Source organism: Shimia sediminis, assembly GCF_003990645.1.
Lineage (GTDB): Bacteria > Pseudomonadota > Alphaproteobacteria > Rhodobacterales > Rhodobacteraceae > Shimia > Shimia sediminis.
This window is the reverse complement of the sequence record NZ_RYZK01000109.1, coordinates 1-544: the sequence shown is the minus strand read 5'-3', so window position 1 is coordinate 544 and position 544 is coordinate 1. Positions and strand designations below refer to the sequence as shown.

The window sequence follows — 544 nt, the reverse complement described above, 5'->3', positions numbered from 1 at the left end:
CCGGAGGTGGACTTAGCAGCGGAGGAGGAATAAAAATTATCAAAGTAATTGTGCCCAGTGGAGGCGGTGGTGGAGGACCATGGCAATCCGGAGGTGGACTTAGCAGCGGAGGACCATGGCAATCAGGTGGAGGATTAAGCAGTGGACCATGGAAATCTGGAGGAGGCCTCAGCAGCGGAGGACCATGGCAATCCGGAGGTGGACTTAGCAGCGGAGGACCATGGCAATCAGGTGGAGGACTCAGCAGTGGACCATGGAAATCATCTGGAGGTGGTCTCAGTCTCGGAGGACCATGGCAATCCAGTGGTGGGCTTAGCAGTGGACCTTGGAAATCGTCTGGTGGAGGTCTCAGCCTAGGCGGAGGTTTGAGCAGTGGACCATGGAAATCTGGAGGTGGACTTAGCAGCGGAGGACCATGGCAATCCGGAGGTGGTCTCAGCAGTGGCCCATGGAAATCTGGTGGAAGTCTTGGAAGCGGATGGTCTGCTGGATATGGAAGCGGTGGTGGTGGTGGTGGCGGACAAACCATAAAAATCATCAAAGT

At 55.7% G+C, this 544-nt stretch carries 1 protein-coding gene; it reads left to right on the top strand.

Annotation, left to right across the window (positions count from 1 at the left end):
* Window positions 1–393: 393 nt before the first annotated feature.
* Entirely contained in the window at window positions 394–531 is a 138-nt protein-coding gene (locus EK369_RS23035) for a hypothetical protein (RefSeq protein WP_164727097.1), read from the top strand.
* Window positions 532–544: the final 13 nt, after the last annotated feature.